The following is a 21367-nucleotide window of genomic DNA, read 5'->3' as shown; positions in this document are numbered from 1 at the left end:
CGTCAAAGATTCGCCAGACGGCGTGCGGCGAAGGCGTATCGGTTTCGGTAGCAAAGTCCGGTGGCGTTTCGCAACAGTCCCGGCGAGTTAGACTCACCGCGTCACCGGCGACCTCGGTCGCCCTGCCCGGCGATGCGTGACCTTCTGAACCGGTCGATGTTGGTTGACCCAATTATCGAGTGGACAAACGAACCCTTTGTATTCACGCTATCCGCCGAGAGCCTTTTATATCCCGAAAATACTGTTAATCTGAACTCGGGGGACTGGGGTCAATGCAATCTGCCGATAGTTCAGAGTTAGTAACAAATGATAGTGTCGCAGCGGAAAGCCCGACTACCCCGCGCATAGTCGCGGACGTAGCGTCTAGCTTCACATATGCATCCTATCAGAATGCAATTCCGGTTGTTCGATCTATCCGGCTCGACAACGACTCCGCGCGCAGTCTGGAAAATTGCCGGCTCGAACTGACGTCATCGCCGTCGTTCCTGCGTCCGAAAACCTGGACCATCGACCGCCTCGTTCCCGGCGACCGCCTTCAGGTGAGCGATCGCAAGGTCGAGCTCGACGCCGGTTATCTGGCAGGCCTCAACGAGGCCGAACGGGGTGAGATCACCTTGCGGCTGTCGGCGGCGGGCGAGGTCCTCGATGAACGGCGTCTGACCGTCAGGTTGCTTGCTCGCGACGAGTGGGGTGGCGTTGCCGACATGGCGCAGTTGCTCCCGGCTTTCGTGATGCCAAATGATCCCGGTGTTGCACCGATCCTCAGGGCAGCTGCGGAACGACTTGCAGCGCACGGGCATCCGAGTGGCCTTGATGGCTACCAGTCGCAAAGCCCGCAACGGGCATTCATGCTAACGGCTGCCATCTATTCGGCGATCGCCGGCATAGGGCTGCACTATGCCGAGCCTCCCGCGAGCTTCGAGAGCCGCGGCCAAAAGGTCAGGCGTCCGACCACTATAGCGGAGGAGCGGCTCGCTACCTGCCTGGACAGCTCGCTTCTTTTCGCCGCTGCCCTCGAGGGAGCCGGCCTCCACCCTGCTGTCCTGATGTTTGATGGACATGCCGCTGTGGGGGTCTGGCTCACCAAGCGCACCTTTTCCAACGCGGTTGAAACGGATCAGATGGAGGTCCGCAAGGCGCTGGCCTCGCGCGAGTTCATCGCTTTCGAAACCACAGGCGTCACGCACCGGCCCGCGCTGACGCTCGAGGCCGCCCAGAATGCGCTTGGCGTTCGCCTTGCGGTGGAGCAAGCGCATGCCTTCGTCGCGACCATAGACGTGCGGCGTTCGCGCAGCGGCGGCATCACGCCGCTTGCCTCGCATGAGCCGGTCCGGCGCAACGTCGCCGAGGAAGAGGCCGCGGCGGTCGCGGCTTTGCCACTTCCGGCAATGCCGGCGGTCGCCGAGATGCCGGCCGAGGCGGTGGAGATAAAACCCACCACGGCGGCGGGCCGCATCGACCGCTGGCAAAAGAAGCTGCTCGACCTGACGCTCAGGAACCGCCTTCTCAACTTCCCCGATTCGAAGAAGACGATCCCGTTCCTGTGCACCGACGTGGCTTATCTGGAGGACAGGCTGGCAAATGGCGCGGCGGTCCGCCTCATCTCCTTGCCCGAGCAGAACCCATTGGGAGAGCGCGACGCGGAACTCTACCGCGATGTTCACGGTCGCGATTTGCAGCGTAGTTACGCTGCCGAAGCACTGCTGCGGGATGAGCTCGCCTCGACACTGGATGCGCGTCAGCTTGATGCGCGATTGATCGATCTCTACCGACAGGTGCGCAACGACTTCGCGGAGGGGGGTGCAAACACGCTGTTTCTGGCAGTCGGCTTCCTGCGCTGGAAGAAGACGCCGGACGACGAACGCAGTTATCGAGCCCCGTTGTTGCTGGTGCCGGTGCGGCTTGAACGACGCAGCGCAAGCTCGCGCTTCACCATCCGCTTCCACGAGGACGAACCAAGGTTCAACGCCACGCTGCTGCAGTTCCTGGAACGGGATTTCGAACTTCGCCTGCCGCAGTTCGCCGGCGACCTGCCACTCGATGACAGCGGCATCGACGTGCCGCGCGTGCTGTCGTCGATGCGACAGGCTGTGCGCGACGTTCCCGGCATGGAGGTGATCGACGAGACCGCATTGTCGACCTTTTCCTTCGCGAAATTCCTGATGTGGAAGGACCTTGTCGAAAGGACCGACGCCCTTCGTCAAAACAGGGTCGTTCGCCACCTCATCGACACGCCGGAGCAGGCCTTCGAAAGCTCGGGCAATCAACCGGTTTTTCGCGATGAGGCAGAGCTCGATCGTGTTTATGAACCTTCAAACATAATCGGCCTTCTTCCGCTGGATTCCTCGCAAACGGCAGCAAGCATGGCGGCCGCCGAGGGGCGTGATTTCGTCATCGTTGGACCCCCTGGGACGGGAAAGAGCCAGACCATCGCCAATATGATCGCCAACTGTCTGGCCGTGGGCAAAACGGTGCTATTCGTGGCCGAAAAGACCGCGGCTCTCGATGTCGTCTATCGCCGGCTACGCGAGCATGGACTTGGCAATCACTGCATCGAGCTGCATTCCAACAAGGCCGACCGCAGGCATTTCCTCGCCCAACTCAAAGCCTCGTGGGAACAGGCAGGGCGGGCTGACGCCTCGCAATGGATCGCCGTCAACGAGCGGCTTCGCCTGCGCCGCGATGAGCTCAACGCCTATGTCGAGGCACTGCATAAGCGTTACCCGAACGGTTGGACGCCCTATCTGGCGTTGGGTATTGCTTTGAGGTCGCATGATGCTGGCGCGCCAGCATTCACCTGGCCGGCGCCTGACGGGCACGACGCGCAAACCCTGGTGAAACTGGAGGAGCTGGCCGCACAGGTCGGCCTTGTCTTTACCTCGGTCGAACGCCAGCCGGCCCTGGACCTGGTCGACGTCGGAGAATGGAGCAGCGACTGGCAACTGAGGCTGCTCGGCGCAGCGACGTCGCTTCACTCGGCCATCGGCCAATTGTCGGCATCGCTACGCGATTGCCAGTCTGGTCTCGGGCTCGTGCCCAGCGAGCCGATGTCTCATGCAGAGCTGCAGTCGCTCATCAGCCTGGCACAGGTGCTGGCTCATTCGCGCAACCGCGATATCTCGATTGCCTACGACCGGGATTTCCCGACCTTTGCCGGAGCGCTCGCAGGACTGGAGCGATCGATCGGGGATTATCGCGAGGCAGAGCGTGGCCTTTCCGCCGCCTATGATATCGCGGCCGTCCACACCGTAGACACAGACTCGCTCGAGCGCCAATGGCGCGATGCGCAAGCCTCGTTCTGGCCAAAGTCAGTTCTCGGCATGCGCAAGGTCCAGAAACGGCTCCAGGATCACGCGCAACACGGCAACGCCGACCCCGGTAAGGATATCCCCCTGCTGCGCCGGATGAAGGAGGCCTTGTCGGCCATCGACCAAAGCCCCCTGACCGGCAAGCCGTTGCCTGTCGGCGGGCTGACAACGGACGTAACAGCCGTTGCCGGCATCCTTGATCTCGCCCGCCGCCTGCGCTTGGCACTTCGAATTCCCGGACGAAGCCAGGACGAGTTTCGCACCATCGTGCGGGCCGTCGCGCCCAGTCTGCGCGGCACCCTCGAAAACGATCGCTTGCGCGAAGCGGGCGACCGCCTGCTGGCCGCCGTCAAGGATCTCGACGCGGCGCGCCTGGCATTCAACGAAACGGCTGGACGCGAAATTCCGGATCCAGCCGATGGGCCTGGCCTTGAGGCACTGAGCGCAAAGCTGATCGCGCTGGCGGACGCCCGGAACCTGCTTCGCAATTGGGCCGCCTGGTGCGGCGTCAAGGGCCAGGCAGTCCAGCATCATCTGGAAGCTCTCGTGGAGCAGATCGAGACGGGCGCAATTGCGCCCGAGCAGGCGCGTGAGGCTTTTCGTATCGGCTATGCCAGATGGTGGCTGCCCAAGGTCCTCGACAATGATGCGGTGTTGCGAAACTTCCGCAGGTTCCAGCATGAGAACGCGATCAGCGAGTTCCGCGAGATCGACGATCTGGTGCGCACGCATGCCACGCAGCGCGTGGTCAGCGCGCTTGCGCATGGACTGCCTTCGGTGCAGAGCGTCTCGCGAAACTCCGAGCTCGGGTTGCTGCGCTATCAGATGGAGCTCCAGCGACCCAGCCAATCGATCCGCGACGTGATCGGCAAGATGCCGCAGAGCTTTGGCAAGCTCGCGCCCTGCATGTTGATGTCTCCGCTCTCGATTGCCCAGTATCTGCCGCCGAACCAGGCGCTCTTCGATGTGGTGATCTTCGACGAAGCCTCGCAGATCACCACATGGGACGCCGTCGGCGCCATTGCCAGGGCGCGACAGACGATCATCGTTGGCGATCCAAAGCAGCTGCCGCCGACCAATTTCTTCGGCCGTAATGAGGAAGATGAAGATATCGCCGACCATGAGAGGGATCTTGAGAGCATCCTCGACGAGGCCAGGGCTTCGGGGATTCCGGTGCGCGATCTCAGATGGCATTATCGAAGCCGAAGCGAGTCGCTCATCGCCTTCTCAAATCATCACTACTACAACAACCGGCTGGTCACGTTCCCCTCACCAGCGGTCGAGGATCGCGCGGTAAGCTTGCGCAAGGTACCCGATGGCATTTACGACCGCGGCAAGAGCCGCACCAACAAGGTCGAGGCAATGGCCGTCGTGCGCGAGGCCGTCAGCCTGATGACGCAATGGCTGGCGCTGCCCGAGAATGGGCGTCCAACGCTCGGCGTGATCACCTTCAACGCGCAACAGCAATCACTGATCCTCGACCTGCTAGATGCCGCGCGCCGGGATCATCCGGAACTCGAATGGTTCTTTGGAGAAGACCGGACCGAGCCCACGATCGTCAAGAACCTGGAGAACGTCCAGGGCGATGAAAGAGACGTGATCCTGTTCTCGATAACGTTCTACAAGGATGCATCCGGAAAGCCGCCCGCGATGGATTTTGGAGCACTGAACCGCGACGGCGGCGAGCGCCGCCTCAATGTCGCGGTGACACGAGCCCGCCAGGAACTGATCGTCTTTTCCGGCTTCACCGCCGATCAGATCGATCCGTCGCGGAGCAAGGCAATCGCGATCCAGCACTTGAAGACTTTTCTCGACTACGCCGAGCGGGGCCCGAGCGCGCTGCCGGCCCAGGACGTCGGATCGGTCGGAGGTTTCGATTCCCCGTTCGAGGAGGCGGTGGCCGAGCAACTTGGCCGGCGCGGATGGACAGTCGTCCCGCAAGTCGGGATTTCCGACTTCCGCATCGACCTGGGCATACGCCACCCCGATCTGGCTGGAGCCTATCTGGCAGGCGTCGAATGCGATGGCGCGACCTACCACAGATCGGCGACGGCAAGGGATCGCGACAAGGTCCGCGAGCAGGTGCTTACAGGGCTTGGCTGGACCATCCTTCGGGTGTGGTCGACTGACTGGTGGTTCGACGCCAAGGCTTGCGCCGAGCGGCTCCATACAAGCCTGGAAACCCTGCTGGAAGAGAGCCGGGCACGACGCTCCAGCGAGCCGAAGGAGGACCTGACGGCGCGCTGGGAAATGGGTCAGCAGGTAGAGCCGACAAGCGAGCCTATCGACCAGGCGCTGGCCCCAACCGAAGAGCCCCCGCTCCTCCCCGCCGAACCAGAGGTCGACCTGGTCTCGGCAAATGTTCCCGCAACCCCGGAGCATGCCAACTTTGCGGCGCTTTCGACGTTGGCGGTCCAGGACGGCGCCCGGCAAGGACGTTACCGGATAACGGACTTGACCAGCTTGCGCGCGGACCCTGAGCAATTCTTCGAGTTCGGCTACACCAGCACTTTGCGTGCGATGATAGAAGCCGTGATTGAAACGGAAAGTCCGTTGCGCGCCGATGTCCTTGCCCAACGTGTTGCACGCGCCCATGGCTGGCTGCGCACCGGCGGGCGCATCCGCGAGCGGATCGACCTGCATTTGCGCGGCATGGATCGCACACAGGAATCCAGCGGCGAGTTCGTCTGGAAACAGGGAGCCGTCACGGACTTCCTGCCTTATCGTCAGCCAGTCAGCGAGGGCGCCAGACGCTCGATTGCGGATATCCCCCTGGCCGAGCTGGCTTCGGTGGTGATCGACAATCCCGGACTGCTCGATATGCCCGATCCCGCACGCGACCTGGCCCACCTTCTGGGGATGGAACGCCTCGCGGCGATCTCTCGGGCGCGGCTGGACGAGGCAATCGCCAGGGCGAGACGCCAGCTTACCTAGCAACAACCAACCGGGGCTTGGATAAAACGTGGACTCAACAGCACAGGAGGATGCCGCGGCCGAACCGCCCGCGCAGGTGAAGTCGGTTGCCGCCAACATTCTTGGCCAATTCTTCGCCGAACTGGAAAAGGAAGAAGGTCTGGGTGACGTCGCAACCAGGCTTCGCAAGGTCGTGCTAGACGATGGCGTGTTTGCCGAACCGCCCATCCGCGCCGCTATTTTCCCGGATGCCTCATGATCCGGATCGACAAGATACACATTGAGGAGTTCCGCGGCATCCGCGAGCTGACACTTAGCCTCAACGGCCAGAATTTCGCGGCCTGCGGGTCGAACGGAACCGGCAAGAGCGGCATCGTCGACGCGATTGAATTTGCCCTGACCGGCAACGTCTCGCGCCTAGCCGGCGCGGGGACTGGCGGTCTTTCGGTAAAGTCGCACGGCCCTCACGTTGACAGCCGCGGCAAACCAGAGGCGGCCGTGGTCACCCTCAACGTCACCATCCCTGCGCTTGGCAACAAGAAGGCGCAAATTCGCCGCACGGTAAAGTCCGCAAGCTCCCCTGAGATAATCCCGGCCGACAAGGATGTTCTTGCCGCCTTCGAAAGCGTCAACCTGCATCCGGAGTTCGCGCTGTCACGCCGCGAGCTGATCCGCTACGTCCTGTCCGAACCAGGCCAACGATCAAAGGAGGTTCAGTCCCTTCTGCGGCTAGAGGACATCGAGAAGCTTCGGGGCGTGCTGCAGAAAATCGCCAATGCCTGCGGGCGGGAGCTTCCAGGGCTGCAGCGTGCCGAGTCAGATGCAGTCAAGGCCCTTCTTGCCGCTCTGAGTGTGAGCGAACTCAACAAGCAAACGGTCATCGAAGCGGTCAACCCCCAACGCGCGCTGCTTGGCCTCGCGCCGTTGGCTGACCTGGGCGGCGATATCTCGCTCAAGGGCGGCCTTGCCACGACCGCCACCAGTGAAACAGGCCGCGTCCCGAAGATACAAGCCACAGCAGATTTGGCTGCGCTCAAGCAAGCACTGGAAATGCTCGCCGCCAGTTCGTTCAAGGACAAGTGCGCCGCCGCCGCCGCCAGCGCCACCGAACTCGGCAAGGACGCTCATAGCGTCGACGGATTGTCACGCGAATCTCTTCTCAAATCGGCGCTTGAACTGTATGACGGCACGGCTTGCCCGGTATGCGATACGCCCTTCGAGCCTGATGCATTTCGAGGGCATCTCGCCGAAAAGCTTGATCATCTTGAGGATCTGGGCAAACGCCGCGCCGCGCTCGAAGCCGAACTCAAGCCGGTCCTCGACGATCTGTTCAGTGCAGGCACCGCACTGACCACGATGATCGATCACGCGGGTCTTTTCTCCCCGAAGATCGACCTCGTCGCACTGAACGAATTCCGCTCGGTCCTTCGCGCGAGATACCTTCAGCTTCAAAAGCTCTTGCCGCTCGACGACACCGTCGCGGTCCTGACGGCGCCGTACGGCGTCCCGGAGCTGGGGACGGAACTGACCACGCTGGGAAAGGCGATCGCCGCAATTCCAGAACCGAGCAAGCAGGACGCGGCACGCGACTTTCTTGTTCTGGCACAAGAGCGCCTGGAGCAGCTTCGCATCGCACGGCAGAAACACGCTGCGGGCAAGCTCCGGGCTGAACGCGCTGCCAAGATCTCCAGCACCTACGCAACGGTGACGACGGCCGCGCTGGAGAAGATCTACAAGGACGTGGAGACCACCTTCGCGAGCTACTATCGCAAGATCAACGAAGATGATGAGAATACGTTCACGGCCAAACTCATGCCTTCCATAGGCAGGCTGGCTTTTGACGTGGACTTTTATGGCCGCGGACATTTCCCGCCAGGCGCCTATCACAGCGAGGGGCATCAGGATGGTATGGGGCTTTGCCTCTACCTGGCGCTCATGAACCATCTACTGGGAGCGAATTTCACCTTCGCGGTCCTCGATGACGTGTTGATGTCGGTCGACGCCGGCCACCGCCGTCAGGTTTGTTCCCTGCTCAAGGAGAGATTTCCAAATACACAGTTCATCTTCACCACGCACGACGAAATCTGGTTGCGGCACATGAAGTCCGAGGGTCTCATCAAGAACCGGAACTTCGCGCATTTTAGAACCTGGACCGTCGACCTGGGTCCCGCCGAGTGGGATGATCGTGACGTTTGGGCCGAGTTGGATGACCACTTGGCGAAAAACGATGTCAGAGCGGCGGCCGCGCTGCTTCGTCACTATCTCGAGCATTTTGCCAAGGAGGCTTGCGACCGCTTGCGCGCCAGTGTGGAGTTCCGCGGCGATGCTCAATTCATGCTCGGTGATCTTCTGCCGAGCGCAACCAGTGCGCTCGGCGAGCTGCTGAAGAAAGCAAAGGCGGCCGCCAGCTCCTGGAACCAGAAGGATGGCCTGGACCGCATCAATGCGATCGAAGCGATCTTTGCCGAAGCCAAAATCAAAACGGGTTACGACAACTGGCAGATCAACACGGCAGTCCACTTCAACGAATGGGCGGACCTCAACCGATCGGACTTCGCACCAGTCGTGGCTGCCTTTCGTGGATTTACGGACGCCTTTACCTGCGACAAGTGCAACGAGATCTATTTCGTTTCACCCGACAGAGGCAAGAAGGAGGCGCTGCGCTGTGGATGCGGTGCGCTGAACCTAAATCTCCTGCAGAAAAGCGCCTAGCACCAGAGGCTGTGCGGAGCCGACATCTCGCAGGGCTGACGCGTTTCCATGCGGCTGCGTCGGCCTATGGGAGGTGACCGGATTTGCGAAGCTTCGCCAGCAGGATGGTTGCCGTGCCATGATACTCGGCGTGCACATGCTCGCTCAGCGGCGAGGAATCCCAGTCAGTCAAGGTGGCGACCAGCACGGATGCGTCACCGTTCACAGCGGCGCATCTCAGTTGGCCGCTCTTATCGAGGACGACGATTGCTGCTTGCGCATCATCGTACCCTATCGCCGCTATTCTCCGAATGCTGGCATCACCGTCGATCCGAACGTCAAAGAGCACCGAGCCTGCGGTTTTTTCCGCGGCATCGAGCACCCTGTCGGAAAACGGTCGTTGGATGCCATCGGCGTTGGTCATTGATTGCTCGAAAAGAACCAGTTCAACGTGACCAGCGACCATGGTGATTAAAAGAGGTCCGCCCGCCGGGATTGGCAATAACCAAAACGGACTGGTTATGCCGTCCCGGGCAGTTATCACCAGAAACCGAGAGCCGGTACCCTCACCGGTCAGCTAAGTAGGCATACAATCCGGCATTGAAACCGGCGTAACATGAGGGCGCAACCGAAACATTCCAGCCGGCTTTCCTGCGCCTGAAGTCTGCCCCAGAGTGCCGACGATGTCGGTCAATATGATCAGCACGCGCAGCGATGAGGACGCTACCGTTGGTCGTGGCGGGTGCTGCCATTCACGACCAGACGGGGCGTTGATGTCGTAGCGTCACTCCTGGGACATCCCGCGAGACGGAACTCCGCTGTTGACGCCCAATCTCTTGGCTATCCCCGGTAAGCATAAAACTTCAAAGGCCTGCCGCCTTCTTGCTTAGCCCAAAGGATTCGTGAATATGGGTCCTGGGGTTGTGTAGGGGATTACCATGCGTCGCGTGTGCAGTGTGGGCGTCGCTGCCTTGTTGGTGGCTGCTTCTTTGCCGGCTATGAGCTCGGCATCATCGCTTTCCGACTTTATCCAGATCATCCAGAACGGCCAACAAGTGGTGCGGCCGATGGGTTTCAGGCCTCCGCAGTCGAATGCATTGTGGCTCGTTGTATCGAGCCGACCTGATGAAGAAGAGGCAATCGCCCTTGCACAGTCTTACGCACCGACCCTAGGACCAACGCTGGTCGCGCATAGCAGAAACGGGGTTTTTGCGGTCGTCGCCGGGACGCTTTACCAGGACAAAGCGAAGGCGAACCTGACCGCGCTCAAGGAACTGCACATCATCCCTCAGGATTCGTTTCTTTCACGCGGGGACGGCTTGGACGGGTTGGTTTGGATGTCCTACCAGAGAGGAGCCTCATTCGACTTTGCGACGCAGCCCAACTATCTCAGGGTTGTCCAACGGCTCCAGGCGGCGATGTCGAGGCTTGGCCTTTATTCCGGCCCTGTCGACGGCCTGGTCGGACCAACGACGGTAAAAGCTTTCCGAGTGTACCAGTCGCGCTTTGACCTGCAGACCGGCGACTTGCTTACAGAATACAGCCTCACCGAGATCGAACGTAACGCGGGCGATGGCTTCCACAGCGACCAGGAGCGAAACGACGCGCGAGCTCTCGGCTACACGGATGCCCAGAGCTTCAGCGACGCGAAGGCGGGCGGTTTCACTTCGGCGAGCGCATTCGCGCAGGCCAAGAGCATGGGCTTCATGACACAGCGTGACTACGATGCCGCCGTGTCAGGTGGCTTTCGCAACCGCGATGAATACCAAGGTGCCCAGAGAGGTGGATTCGATGCCGCCAATGAGTATCGAGCCGCCCTGCAGCTTGGCATTCAAAACAGGGCGGAGTTGGTCGCTTATCGCACGTCGGGATTCTCCGATCCCGCCGCTTACCGCGACGCCAAACAGAAGGGCTTTTCTGACAAGGCCTCTTACGACAAGTCGGAGGCCCGGAAGTTGAAAGCCGCGAGAGCTGCCGCAGCAGCGCTGTTATCTGATGCCGAAACCTTCCTGAAGTTGAACCCTCAGACTTCCAACCTGGTCGAGATCGCTGGCCAGGCCGCCGCGCTGAACGCGCAAGTCCAGACCGATTCCACAGATGCCTTGAACGGTTCGGCGCTCCGACTGATCAACCTGCTCATCGCCGTGCCCGGCTACGCCGAGTTTTCGGCGTCGAGGGACAAGGAGCGCGCCGCGGCGATCCAAAAGCAGAAGGCAGAAATCTTCGCCGAGCTCCAGGCCGACCGTCAGGCGCTCAAGAACTGGATGAGCAGTCATCTGACATCCGCCAAGCTTCCCGAGGTCGTTGAGGAGGTGAAGGCACTTGACGAAATCTCCGACACGAACGATCTGGACTCGCTGACCGATGGACAAGAAGGCGTGCGGGCGATGATCGCGCGGCAGGCCCTGGCGGGTGAACTGGATACTGCCAAGGCCGCTGACAGCCAGTCGGGAAACAGCGCGAGCCAAGAGAGCAACAGCGCAACTTATGCAGTTACCGAACTGAACAAGGCGCTCCTCCGCGGCCCGTTAGAGGACGTGGTCATCCTTTACAATGCAGGCCCGAAGGCACCTTCTCTCCTGCGCACGATATCCGGACAGTTCTCGCTGACGAAGAACCAGGCGTGGATCTGCTTGTTCGGCCCAGAGAGGACACCTGCCTTGGACAAGGCTCTTCTCGGTGCCATCGACCCGCTGGGAGGCAAGGCAATAAACGTCAAGTCAGATTGCGGGGCGAACGATCTCGATGGCGCCGACCTCTTTCTGATCAAGCGCAAGACTTTCCTGGAGGCTCCGCCAACGCTTCAGGCGGCCTACCTCGAAGCGATGGAAGACAAGACGATCCGGGTGTTCGATCCCATTCGTTTCGAAGACCTCAAGACCCGCATGGAGTCAGACCAGACACTGGCCCTGAAGGTCGCTCAGGACGTCGCGTCAGGAACACGCGAGGGATATGGTGGCATCCTATTGACGAGTTCGTCCGACCGAGTCTGCAGCGTGGTCGACGGCAATGCTGCGGTGCACGAACCGACAATTGGCAAGATAGCTGATTTCGCAGGTATGTCGGGAAGCACCGTCTCATATCCGTCGATCGACAAAGCCTACGAGGACGTACGGCACGAACAGTGCCGGGTACTCTACGCGTCGGCCGCCAACCTGAAAGCCACTTCTGAAGCCTTGGCCCGCGACGGCGTCCATTTTGTCTTCGCCCCGGTGTGGCTCGACCAAAGCGAAGCAGCCAGCACCGCGGCCAAATTGGATGCGGCCAAGCAGGAAACAATAAAAGCTGCGGAGGCCAAGCGCGTGGCCGCCGACGAGGAGAAGAAAATCGCTGCCCAGCGCGAGGCAGACGAGAAGAGCTCCCAATCGGCCCGCCAGTTGGATCTGCGCCAGAAAAACGGACCTGCCGCGACCGCATTGCTGAACCTGTTCTCGGATAGCCTGAAGAAGACCGTCCTGGGTACCGCAGACAAGGCCAACACCTCCTCCGGGATCAATGTGGAGACCCTGTTCCCTGATTTCGCAAAGTGGAACGCGGGCCTTTCGCAAGACAACTGGAAGGCCACAGACGTGATCTCCGCGGTGGAGGATTACGGCACCGTCAATTGGAAGGGTCGCAATCTAGACGGCATCGTCGTCAGGGCGACGGTAAAGATGGCGAGCGCGGAGCGGGGCCAGTACAAGGACGAGTGCTTCCTGTTCGGCGCCGTCGTCGACAACGAATTCCAGATGGTTCGCGACCCGTATGAGACCAAATGCAATGAAACTCAGACCTCTGCCCAGTGGGCTGTCGGCCACGAGCTCAAGAGCCTTTGGATTGCCAATTGACCTGACCTATCCCTCATCGCGATCGGAATACTCAGGCATGATGTCGCCGGCCAGAAGCTTCTCCTTCGAAAGCAGCCCTGCGTCTTCGAGCGCCTCGAAATCCGGCAGCTGGCGCAGCGTGTCGAGCCCGAACTGCGACAGGAAATTCTTCGTCGTCACATAGGTGTAGGGCGCACCCGGCCGCGGGCTGCGGGGGCCAGAGGCGATGAGGTCTTGCGCACGCAGCACACCGATCAGGTCCCGCGATACCTCCTTGCCGAAGAAGGAAGACAGCTCGCCACGCGTGATCGGCTGGAAATAGGCAATGCACATCAGAACGAGCGCCTCCGACTGCGACAGTTCTTTTGTCCCCTGCCCCGGGGCCGTGCCGAAGGCGGCATGGATGACGTCGCCAAAAACCTTCTTGGTCCTGTGCTGCCAGCCGCCGGCGACCGCGACCAGTTCGTAGGGACGACCGGCGAGCTCGGCGCGGATGTCGTCGATCACCAAATCGAGATTGCAGCTTTTGCCCACCACCCGCGCGAGCGCCTCGCGCGGCACGGGCTCGCTGGCGGCAAAGATCACCGCTTCGACGCGGCCCATCCACTCGCGCCAGCGCAGTTCCGGCGGCAGGTGCTCGAGCTCGGTGTCGAGCAGCGCCGGCTGTTCGTTCGGCTTGCGGCGGACGGAGGCTTGGCTCATCGCTACAGCCCAAACAGCCGGAAGCTGGCGCGGCCCGACAGCTCGCGCACGGCATCCAGTTGCTGCAGCCGCTCGAACAGCCGCCGCGCCGCGAAGCGCGACAGGTTTTTTGTCGTCAGGGATCCGGCGACGGCATCTTCATTCAGGAGCAAAAAAATCACGTCGCCGGCGCCTTTGGCGCGCAGTTTTGGCGCCACCGCCAAAAGTTTCTCGGCGCGGCGCGAGAACTCCGCGGCCAGCCGGCAGGCCTCCGCCGCCGCTTGAACCAGCGCCAGGCATAGCGCCCGCTCAAATGCTTCCGCGCTCGGCCGGATCCTCTTGCCGCCTTCGGCGCGGAAGGCCGGAGCAAAAGCCTGGGCGACGAGCAGCGGCAGCGGTCGCGGCCAGCGCAGGTTTTGCGCCACCACCAGGTCGGCCAGCCACCAGGCCAACAGCTCGGAGTCGGGCCGCATCGCGACGGCGTGAGCTGCAATTGCCGCGGCGGCGAACGGCGCCGTCCGCCGGGAAATCGCAAGGTCTTCGATCTGAGCGCAAAGGTCGTGGAGCGCCGTGCCGTCCCAGTGGAGGCCAAGCTGGTCGACGATCTCTTTGAGCCGCTCGGCGCTGGCGGCGGGCGGCTGCACGGCCAGTTGTCGCCAGGCCCCAAAAATGGCGCCGGCGGGGCCGGGATCGGCGCCGGCCGCGCGCAGGTGCCAGGCATCGCGCAAGGCGCCTGCGTCCTCGGCCCGGCCGGCGAGCCGCATGCTGGTGGCGGCGCAGTTGAGCGCCAGCCGCTGCCGCCAGGCGCCGGCCCAGGCCGGCTGCGCACGGGCGAGACTGTCGAGGGCACCCAAGGCCGCGCCGGCCTGGAAAGCGGCGTCGGTGTCATGCAGCGCGCCGCCGTCGGCGAGCGCCCAGGCCGGGACGGTGGGCCTTGGGACGGGGCTGGCGATGGCGGGGTCGAGGCGAATCATGATTTCGAGGGTAAATGGTGCGTGCGCTTTGCACCACAATTTTCGCCCTAAAACGCACAGCTTGTCGGCGCGGCAAAACGAATGATAATGTTGCCTTATCATTCATTTTGCTCTTTATATGAGAAATGGCCGTTTTCAGCGAGCTGAAGCCCAAGAATCGCGCTCAGCGCCCCTCCGGACCGTCCCACAGCACGGCGACGGAGGACGACGTTTCGGCGGCGCGGCCGTCGGCTGAGACCGACGCGCCTGGTACCGACGACCTGCCCGACATCGTCGACGTCGTCATGGCGATGGGCCGCGCGGCCGAGGAGCCAGCAGATGGCGTCCCCTCCCCTCCCCTTCCGGCCGCCGCCAATCCGCAGCTGCCGGCGCATCTCGAGGCACTCGCCGGCCGCGCCCGCGACTACGTCGAGGCGGCGAGCTCGACCAACACGCGGCGCGCCTACGCCGCCGACTGGAAACATTTTGCCAGCTGGTGCCGGCGCCAAGGCGTCGAGCTGTTTCCACCCGATCCGCAGGTTGTCGGGCTGTACATCACCGCATGCGCCTCGGGAAAAGCCACCGGCGACAAGAAACCGAACTGCGTGTCGACCATCGAGCGCCGGCTGTCCTCCCTGACCTGGAATTTTTCCCAGCGCGGCCAACCGCTGGACCGCAAGGATCGGCACATCGCCACCGTGATGGCCGGGATCCGCAACAAGCACGCCGCCCCGCCGCGGCAGAAGGAGGCGATCCTTCCCGAGGATCTGATCGCTATGCTGGAGACGCTCGAACGGGGAAGCTTACGTGGCTTGCGCGACCGCGCCATGCTGCTCCTCGGCTTTGCCGGCGGCCTGCGCCGCTCCGAGATCGTGGCGCTGGATGTCGGCCGCGCCCAGACCGAGGATGGCCGCGGCTGGATCGAGATCCTCGAAAAGGGCATGCTCGTTTCCCTTCGCGGCAAGACCGGCTGGCGGGAGGTCGAGGTCGGGCGCGGCTCGTCCGATGCCACCTGCCCGATTGTCGCAGTACAGACCTGGCTCAAGCTCGCCCGTATCGCACACGGTCCCCTCTTCCGGCGCGTCACCGGCCAGGGCAAGGCGGTCGGCGCCGATCGGCTCAACGACCAAGAGGTCGCGCGCTTGGTCAAGCGGACCGCGCTGGCGGCCGGCGTCCGCGGCGACCTGCCGGAAGGCGAACGCGGAAAGCTCTTTGCCGGCCATTCGCTGCGCGCTGGCCTCGCCTCCTCGGCCGAAGTCGATGAGCGCTATGTGCAGAAGCAACTCGGCCATACCAGCGCCGAGATGACCCGCAGGTATCAGCGGCGGCGTGACCGCTTCCGGGTTAATCTCACCAAGGCGTCTGGGCTCTGAAAAGCCCCCCTCCCCTCCCAGGGTTGATCCGCTGGGTGAGGCGGTCAGGTCCTTTGAGGTCTTGACAACGCCTCATCGAGCACAGCGAGCGCTGCGTCCAGACTGTCGGCGGCCGACGCCTCGTAGTCAGGCATGATCATCAGCTGCGCGATCGCGCGACCGACGAATTCCGGGTTGAGCTTTTCCATCCGTTGTCTGGTGCGAGCGACCTGTTCTGGGAGCGCACGCAGAGCGTTGACGACCTCGTCCAATTGCGACCGGGCTGCGGCGGCGATGTCGAAGATGTCGCGCGGTTTGGCTTCCGATCCCCGGAAATAGACCTTCTTGGCGATAATTTCCGGAATGGTTTCTAGACGCACCGTCCTGCCTTCCACCATACGGATCTCGAACGGCGTCGTTGTTAGCGCTCCGGCAACGATGAAGTCGATTTCGCCAATTCCCTCGAAGGCGAACTTCTGAAACCGAAGCCCGTCACCCAGATAGTCGGATGGCATCGTTTCGAAGTGCAGATGGCTTCTGGAGGGGTCAATGAATCCGAGTAATTGAGGGTCGTCGAGGAAGATATCGATGTCATGGCTTTCGCGATGGCCGATCTGGATCATCATCGCCGTTCCGCCGCCAAATGACCATTCAAAGTCATCGCCCCCGGCATTCTCGCGAAGCTGATCGATCAGGTCGATAGTAATGCGAAAAAGCCGCCGCCATTCGGACGGGCGTCGGCTATCATGTCCAGCCATTACGCGGCGAGCGGGTAGCTCTCGCCGGACCAGGCAGAGAACTTGGCGGCAAAAGCCTTCAGGTCGTTGACCGCGATGTGGTGCGCGTTTGCGAACTCGACTTGCTGGGCGAGAGGGACCTCGCCGAGAAAGGCGCTGACATGACCGGGATGCTGCTTGGCCAGTTCGATATCAGCAAGGCAATGCGCCAGCGCCGCGTCGTCCAGTTGATCACTGTAGGGCGCGTTCACCGTCGTCAGGACTGAACCCAGATGCTTGCTCATAATGCGTGCAAGATAGTCGTTTCAGGCTTGTCGCACAAGTTGCCGCCCTCTTCCGCACCCATCGGCGGTCGGCGAGGTCGGCGTTGTTTTCGTGACCCAGATCAGCCAGAATCGCCCTCCAAGATCGCCGCCGACGACGCATGGCGTTCCCTTGACGAAAAAAGCGGGGATTTCCCCCCGGCCGGAGCCCGAGAATGACCGAGCAAAAACCCGTCCGCCTGCCCGACCCCGCTTCCGTCGAAACCGTGCTAGCGGGTTTAGAGCCGCAGTCGGCCGACGTCGAACTCTCCCCTGCCCTGAACAAGGCCTTTCCGGGCTTCGTCTTCACCGTCGCGATCATCGACGATCCATACTGGTGCAACCCTCACGCCGTTGTCGCTGCCGACGGCACCCGTCTGGGCGACCATCGCGCCTGGTTCGAGCATGAACTGGCCGAGGTTGGCGGTGACCTCAACGCCTTCTGGAATCGGCATCGCCAGAGCGGGGAAAAATTCGCCGAATGGCGCGGCACCACCGCCTTCGCCTTTGCCCCGACCGGTCCCGGCGTCGCCGACTTCGTGCAGATCTCGCTCGGCCGCGAGATCGAGTTTCTGGCCGGCGCGGTGATCGATCCCGACTATCACCCCCGCAACGTCGACGATCTGTTCGAGCCGACCTGGGTTATGCGCGGTTCCGCGGTCGAGACACAACAGCTCGCAGGGCCAGTCTACCGGCTGCGCGGCCGTTCCGGCGGCGGCATCGTCCACATGCGCAGTTTTTTGGCGCGCCGGACGCGCATCGAACGCGAACTGCGCGAGGCGCAGCGGCCCGAGCTGGAAAACCGGGTCATTCGCGAGGTCGGGCCAGATGGCACGCGCGACATCGCGTTTTTCGACGCCAATCCCGACTGGTTCGATTTCGTGCCGCGTGAAAGCCGCTTTTTTGTTGCCTGGGAGCGATCGAGTGCGGCCGCCGACCGCATCTTTGCTCACTGGGCCTTCGACATCCACGACCTCGAGGATCGCGGCCGGCGCGAGATCGGTTTTATTCCGCGGCCCCTCAAAATGCCGACTGAGCGGCTGCTCGCCGACGAAGGCGTCTCTGTGCACCGGCTGATGGAACGGATCGAGGCGGTCGACACCGAAATCGGTCTGCCCTTCGCCTGGTTCTTTCTGATGACCCACGGCCACTGGGTCGATCCGAATGTCGGTCACGCGATCGCCGAAGGCCTGCGCACGGGCCGGGTGCGGCTACCCGATCAGGACGCCGCCGTTCTGCTCGCTTGGGCGGACAGACCGTATCTGTTTTGAGCGAGCACCATGGACCTGCGGCTCTCGAACCTGCATCACGCAAAACTATGGCGCGCCGACGCGCCTAACACGCGGGATTCGGTGCTGCCCCTCCGATCGTCGCGCGTTTTTGGTCGGCAGCTTGTCCGACGATGATGTCAAGACACTGCGCCATTTGGCAAAGGATGGCATTGGCGAGAATTCCTTACGCGCGCTTGCCTCCGCCCTCGCCTCCTCAGCCGAGTTCAATGAACGTTATGTGCAGAAGCCGCTTGGCCACCTCGGCAGAGATGACCCGGAAGTACCAGCGACGGCGGGATCGTTTTCGGGTCAATTTCACCAAGGCGTCCGGGCTCTGAAAAGCCCCGACTCCCCTGCTCAGTGTGGTGCACCAGCAGGTTCTTTGGTCGTCTCCTTCTCAGACGACAGGGCTCGCAGCACAGCCTCAGGCTCTTTCTCGATGATGCGAAGCAAGGTTGCTCGCAGCGCGAATCGGCTGCCTTTCCCTGCGCCCATTTCTTGTAGCCGGATGGGCTGGTCCCCAGCACGGTTGCCATCTCGTCCTGCGTCAGATCGAGCTTCTTGCGCACGGCTTTTGCGTCCACGGCGCCAACTTCCGCACCGCGCACCTTGATGCGGCAACGTCCTTGCCTTGCGCATGAGCCAAAGCTTCCGACATCGCCTGGATCAGATCGGCGCCGAACTTCGTCATCTCTCTCATGTGCTGCTCCTGTTAGCTGCCTTGATCGCCTTGGCGAATGCCGCGACCGCCTTGGCTTCAGCGGGCTTCAGATCGACTTTTTCGTTCTTTCCATAGGCCAACAGTGCGTAGATCGGCGATGCGGCTGCGCCCTGTCGGCAGCGCTGCAAAGTCCGGCAGCTCAATTGGTGCTGCGCGACTCGTTTTACTGCCGTAAATTCTGGTGCTTACGGCAGAGGAAACATAGGCTTAGGTCTGCACGGCTGGAAAACCGTGTCGGCGATGATGTTGACCCCGAGAGCTGGTTCGCACCGTTAACCTTCTGTTAACCCAAAACTTCTTGCTGTGCTTGGCCGAATCGGAGCTTAATGGCGCTTGTTGGATAGTTTCATCGCAAAAAGCGCCAATTCGGATTTCGACGAGAATGAACATCGCCATGCGGCTACCACGTTTCGAGTTCGATGACAAAATTCTCGAGCAGGGTGCCGAGATATCGCGACGCCTCAATCAACTCCGTATGGAGAAGTTTCCGCCCGACGCGACAAAGACTCTGCGCACATTCTCAATGGCTGAAGTCGCCCACTATCTTGGCGTGTCGCAGAACAATTTGAAGCGCCTTCATCTCGAGGGCAAAGGACCCCTGCCCGCTCAAAATTCCTCCGGCCGGCGGTCCTACACGGCGGAGCAGATGCTCGAGCTGCGCCATTTCCTGGACCGCCATGGCCGGACCGAAGTGAAGAAGTACGTGCCGCATCGCAAGCCTGGAGACAAGCTCCAGATCGTGGCAGTCGTAAATTTCAAAGGAGGCAGTGGCAAAACCACCACGGCGGCCCACCTCGCCCAACACCTGGCCCTGACAGGGCATCGCGTTCTGGCAATTGACCTCGATCCGCAAGCGTCGCTTTCGGCGCTTCATGGCTTCCAGCCCGAACTGGACCGCAACCTCTCTCTCTACGAGGCAATCCGGTACGATGAGGATCAAAAGCCGATTTCGGACGTGATATCGCCGACCAACTTCCCAGGCTTGGAGATCATCCCGGCCAATCTGGAACTCCAGGAGTATGAGTACGACACGCCGCTAGCGATGCAGGACAAGTCGTCCAGTACAGGCCGGCAGTTTTTTACAAGAATCGCAAAGGCGTTGTCAGAAGTGGACAGCCGGTACGATGTCGTCGTCATCGATTGCCCGCCGCAGCTTGGCTATCTAACCCTGACGGCGATGTCGGCAGCGACATCCGTTCTGATCACGGTTCATCCGCAAATGCTCGATCTGATGTCCATGAGCCAGTTTCTGCTGATGCTCGGGGGCATACTGAAGACCATCAAGGGTGCTGGGGCGGAAATCCAGCTGGACTGGTTTCGTTACCTCATCACCCGCTACGAGCCCACGGACATTCCGCAAGCGCAGATGGTCGGCTTCATGCAGTCCATGCTGGCCGGTCAGATCCTTGAGAACCCCATGCTCAAGTCAACTGCCATCTCGGACGCCGGTCTGACCAAGCAGACCCTCTATGAGGTGGAGAAATCGGCTTTTACGCGCTCGACCTACGATCGGGCACTTGAGTCACTTGATGCAGTGAACTCGGAAATCGTCGGCCTCATTCATCGCACATGGGGCAGGTCATGATTGAAGGGCATTTTACTGCAGTAAAAATAGGCGCCTTTTTCTACGAAATCAGTCGCCTAGCGGCAAATCGGAGCGATTGAATGGCCCGCAAGGACGTATTCGGGAGCGTGATGGGGGCAGGGGCTGCAGCTGCGGAGGTGCGGGACGTCGCCAACTACGCCGTTCGAGGCGCCTCGCGCTCGATCATGCAATCCTTTGAGGAGCTGTCCAAGAGTTCCGTGGTCGATCTGGATCCCGGCCTGGTCGACAGTTCGTTCGTTTCAGATCGTATCGACGACGCTGATGACGAGTTCCTTGAATTGTTGGCGGCAATTCGGGAGCGCGGGCAAGATTCCCCCGTCCTGGTCAGGCCGCATCCATCGGCGCCAGGGCGCTATCAGACTGTCTTTGGACACCGAAGGGTCAAGGTCGCCCGGCACTTGGGCCGACCCGTTCGAGCGGTCGTCAAGAAGATGGACGATAAGGACCACGTAATAGCCCAGGGGCAGGAGAACGCTGCTAGGGCAGATCTGTCCTTCATTGAACGGACGTTATTTGCCGAGCGTATCCTCAAGGCTGGCCATTCGCCTGAGACCGTCAAGCTGGCGCTAGCGCTGGACGATACGACCTTTTCCAAAATGCGCTCGGTTACCAGCCTCGTCCCCGAGGGAATTATTCTGGCAGTCGGAGCGGCCAAGGGCATAGGTCGAGATCGCTGGTGGCAACTCGCAAAGCTGATGGAGCGTCATGAAAATGGGCTCAGGGCAGCGGACTATGTGAAGAGCGCAGATTTTTCGTCGCTTCAGAGCGATGTCCGCTTCACACGATTGTTTGACTTCCTGAGTTCCGTTCCGAATCGTGCCCGGGCGCCAGCGAAGTCGCAAGAGAGAGCTTGGGCGCCAGGGGACAAGTCCGTACGCGCCAAGATAACCGATACGGGAAAGATCTTTACGCTAGCCTTGAAATCGAAGGACGGGTCGTCCTTCGGCGCGTTCATTGCCGACAGGCTAGACGAACTTTTCGTGGCCTTCCGGGAATCGAAACAGGCAAAGAAAACAGGAGACTGAA

The 21367-nt window shown here is 61.5% G+C and carries 13 protein-coding genes and 1 pseudogene; 9 read left to right on the top strand and 5 right to left on the bottom strand.

All coding sequences use genetic code 11. The features are described 5' to 3' along the window. Positions 1 to 272: 272 nt before the first annotated feature. The 3 genes from EN874_RS24150 to EN874_RS24140 are packed head-to-tail and all read left to right on the top strand — an operon-like array spanning position 273 to position 8933. Positions 273 to 6242, top strand: coding sequence for a DUF3320 domain-containing protein (locus EN874_RS24150; RefSeq protein ID WP_127426912.1), 5970 nt, complete (start codon positions 273 to 275; stop codon positions 6240 to 6242). A gap of 28 nt (positions 6243 to 6270) precedes the next feature. Further along, positions 6271 to 6480: a hypothetical protein gene (locus tag EN874_RS24145; RefSeq protein ID WP_127426911.1), complete on the top strand. Its 210-nt coding sequence runs from the start codon at positions 6271 to 6273 to the stop codon at positions 6478 to 6480. After that, a complete protein-coding gene (locus tag EN874_RS24140; RefSeq protein ID WP_127426910.1) occupies positions 6477 to 8933 on the top strand; it encodes an ATP-binding protein in 2457 nt (818 codons plus the stop codon). Before EN874_RS24145 ends, EN874_RS24140 begins: the two co-directional genes overlap by 4 nt. 64 nt (positions 8934 to 8997) lie before the next feature. Here EN874_RS24140 and EN874_RS24135 read toward each other — a convergent pair whose 3' ends face one another. Continuing rightward, positions 8998 to 9336 (bottom strand): hypothetical protein, encoded by a 339-nt coding sequence (locus EN874_RS24135; protein WP_245513652.1) that lies wholly within the window; start codon positions 9334 to 9336, stop codon positions 8998 to 9000. Between the two features lie 514 nt (positions 9337 to 9850). Here EN874_RS24135 and EN874_RS24130 point away from each other — a divergent pair. Beyond that, positions 9851 to 12739 carry a peptidoglycan-binding domain-containing protein gene (locus EN874_RS24130; protein WP_127426908.1) on the top strand — a complete coding sequence of 963 codons (2889 nt, stop codon included), beginning with the start codon at positions 9851 to 9853 and terminating at the stop codon, positions 12737 to 12739. Between the two features lie 6 nt (positions 12740 to 12745). On the opposite strand, the gene EN874_RS24125 is transcribed toward EN874_RS24130, so the two are convergent. Further along, positions 12746 to 13420 (bottom strand): SMC-Scp complex subunit ScpB, encoded by a 675-nt coding sequence (locus EN874_RS24125; RefSeq protein ID WP_127426907.1) that lies wholly within the window; start codon positions 13418 to 13420, stop codon positions 12746 to 12748. 2 nt (positions 13421 to 13422) lie between these two features. Then, entirely contained in the window at positions 13423 to 14373 is a 951-nt protein-coding gene (locus tag EN874_RS24120; protein ID WP_127426906.1) for a DUF1403 family protein, read from the bottom strand. A 125-nt stretch (positions 14374 to 14498) separates the two neighbouring features. Between EN874_RS24120 and EN874_RS24115 the strand changes: the two genes are divergently transcribed. Further along, positions 14499 to 15725: a site-specific integrase gene (locus EN874_RS24115; RefSeq protein WP_127426905.1), complete on the top strand. Its 1227-nt coding sequence runs from the start codon at positions 14499 to 14501 to the stop codon at positions 15723 to 15725. A 44-nt stretch (positions 15726 to 15769) separates the two neighbouring features. Here the strand turns inward: EN874_RS24115 and EN874_RS24110 are convergent, their stop codons facing one another. Both EN874_RS24110 and EN874_RS24105 read right to left on the bottom strand, forming a co-directional pair. Then, the gene (locus EN874_RS24110; RefSeq protein WP_127426904.1) at positions 15770 to 16462 is read right to left on the bottom strand and encodes a nucleotidyl transferase AbiEii/AbiGii toxin family protein; all 693 of its coding nucleotides are present in this window, start codon (positions 16460 to 16462) and stop codon (positions 15770 to 15772) included. Next, positions 16462 to 16725, bottom strand: a complete 264-nt coding sequence (locus tag EN874_RS24105; protein WP_126064570.1) for a hypothetical protein — start codon at positions 16723 to 16725, stop codon at positions 16462 to 16464. Before EN874_RS24105 ends, EN874_RS24110 begins: the two co-directional genes overlap by 1 nt. A gap of 194 nt (positions 16726 to 16919) precedes the next feature. Here EN874_RS24105 and EN874_RS24100 point away from each other — a divergent pair, with 194 nt between their 5' ends. From EN874_RS24100 to repB, 4 genes and pseudogenes are all read left to right on the top strand, one after another. Continuing rightward, a complete protein-coding gene (locus EN874_RS24100; protein WP_127426903.1) occupies positions 16920 to 18014 on the top strand; it encodes a hypothetical protein in 1095 nt (364 codons plus the stop codon). A 178-nt stretch (positions 18015 to 18192) separates the two neighbouring features. Continuing rightward, positions 18193 to 18352, top strand: a pseudogene (locus EN874_RS34470) (integrase); the annotation flags it as partial. 765 nt (positions 18353 to 19117) lie between these two features. Beyond that, on the top strand, positions 19118 to 20320 hold the full coding sequence (gene repA, locus EN874_RS24080) for a plasmid partitioning protein RepA (RefSeq protein ID WP_127426902.1): 1203 nt from the start codon (positions 19118 to 19120) through the stop codon (positions 20318 to 20320). A gap of 80 nt (positions 20321 to 20400) precedes the next feature. Then, positions 20401 to 21366, top strand: a complete 966-nt coding sequence (repB, locus tag EN874_RS24075; protein ID WP_127426901.1) for a plasmid partitioning protein RepB — start codon at positions 20401 to 20403, stop codon at positions 21364 to 21366. Position 21367: the final 1 nt, after the last annotated feature.

Origin of the sequence: Mesorhizobium sp. M1D.F.Ca.ET.231.01.1.1, from assembly GCF_003999155.2 — a bacterium.
GTDB lineage: Bacteria > Pseudomonadota > Alphaproteobacteria > Rhizobiales > Rhizobiaceae > Mesorhizobium.
This window is presented reverse-complemented; position numbering and strand designations above follow the sequence as displayed.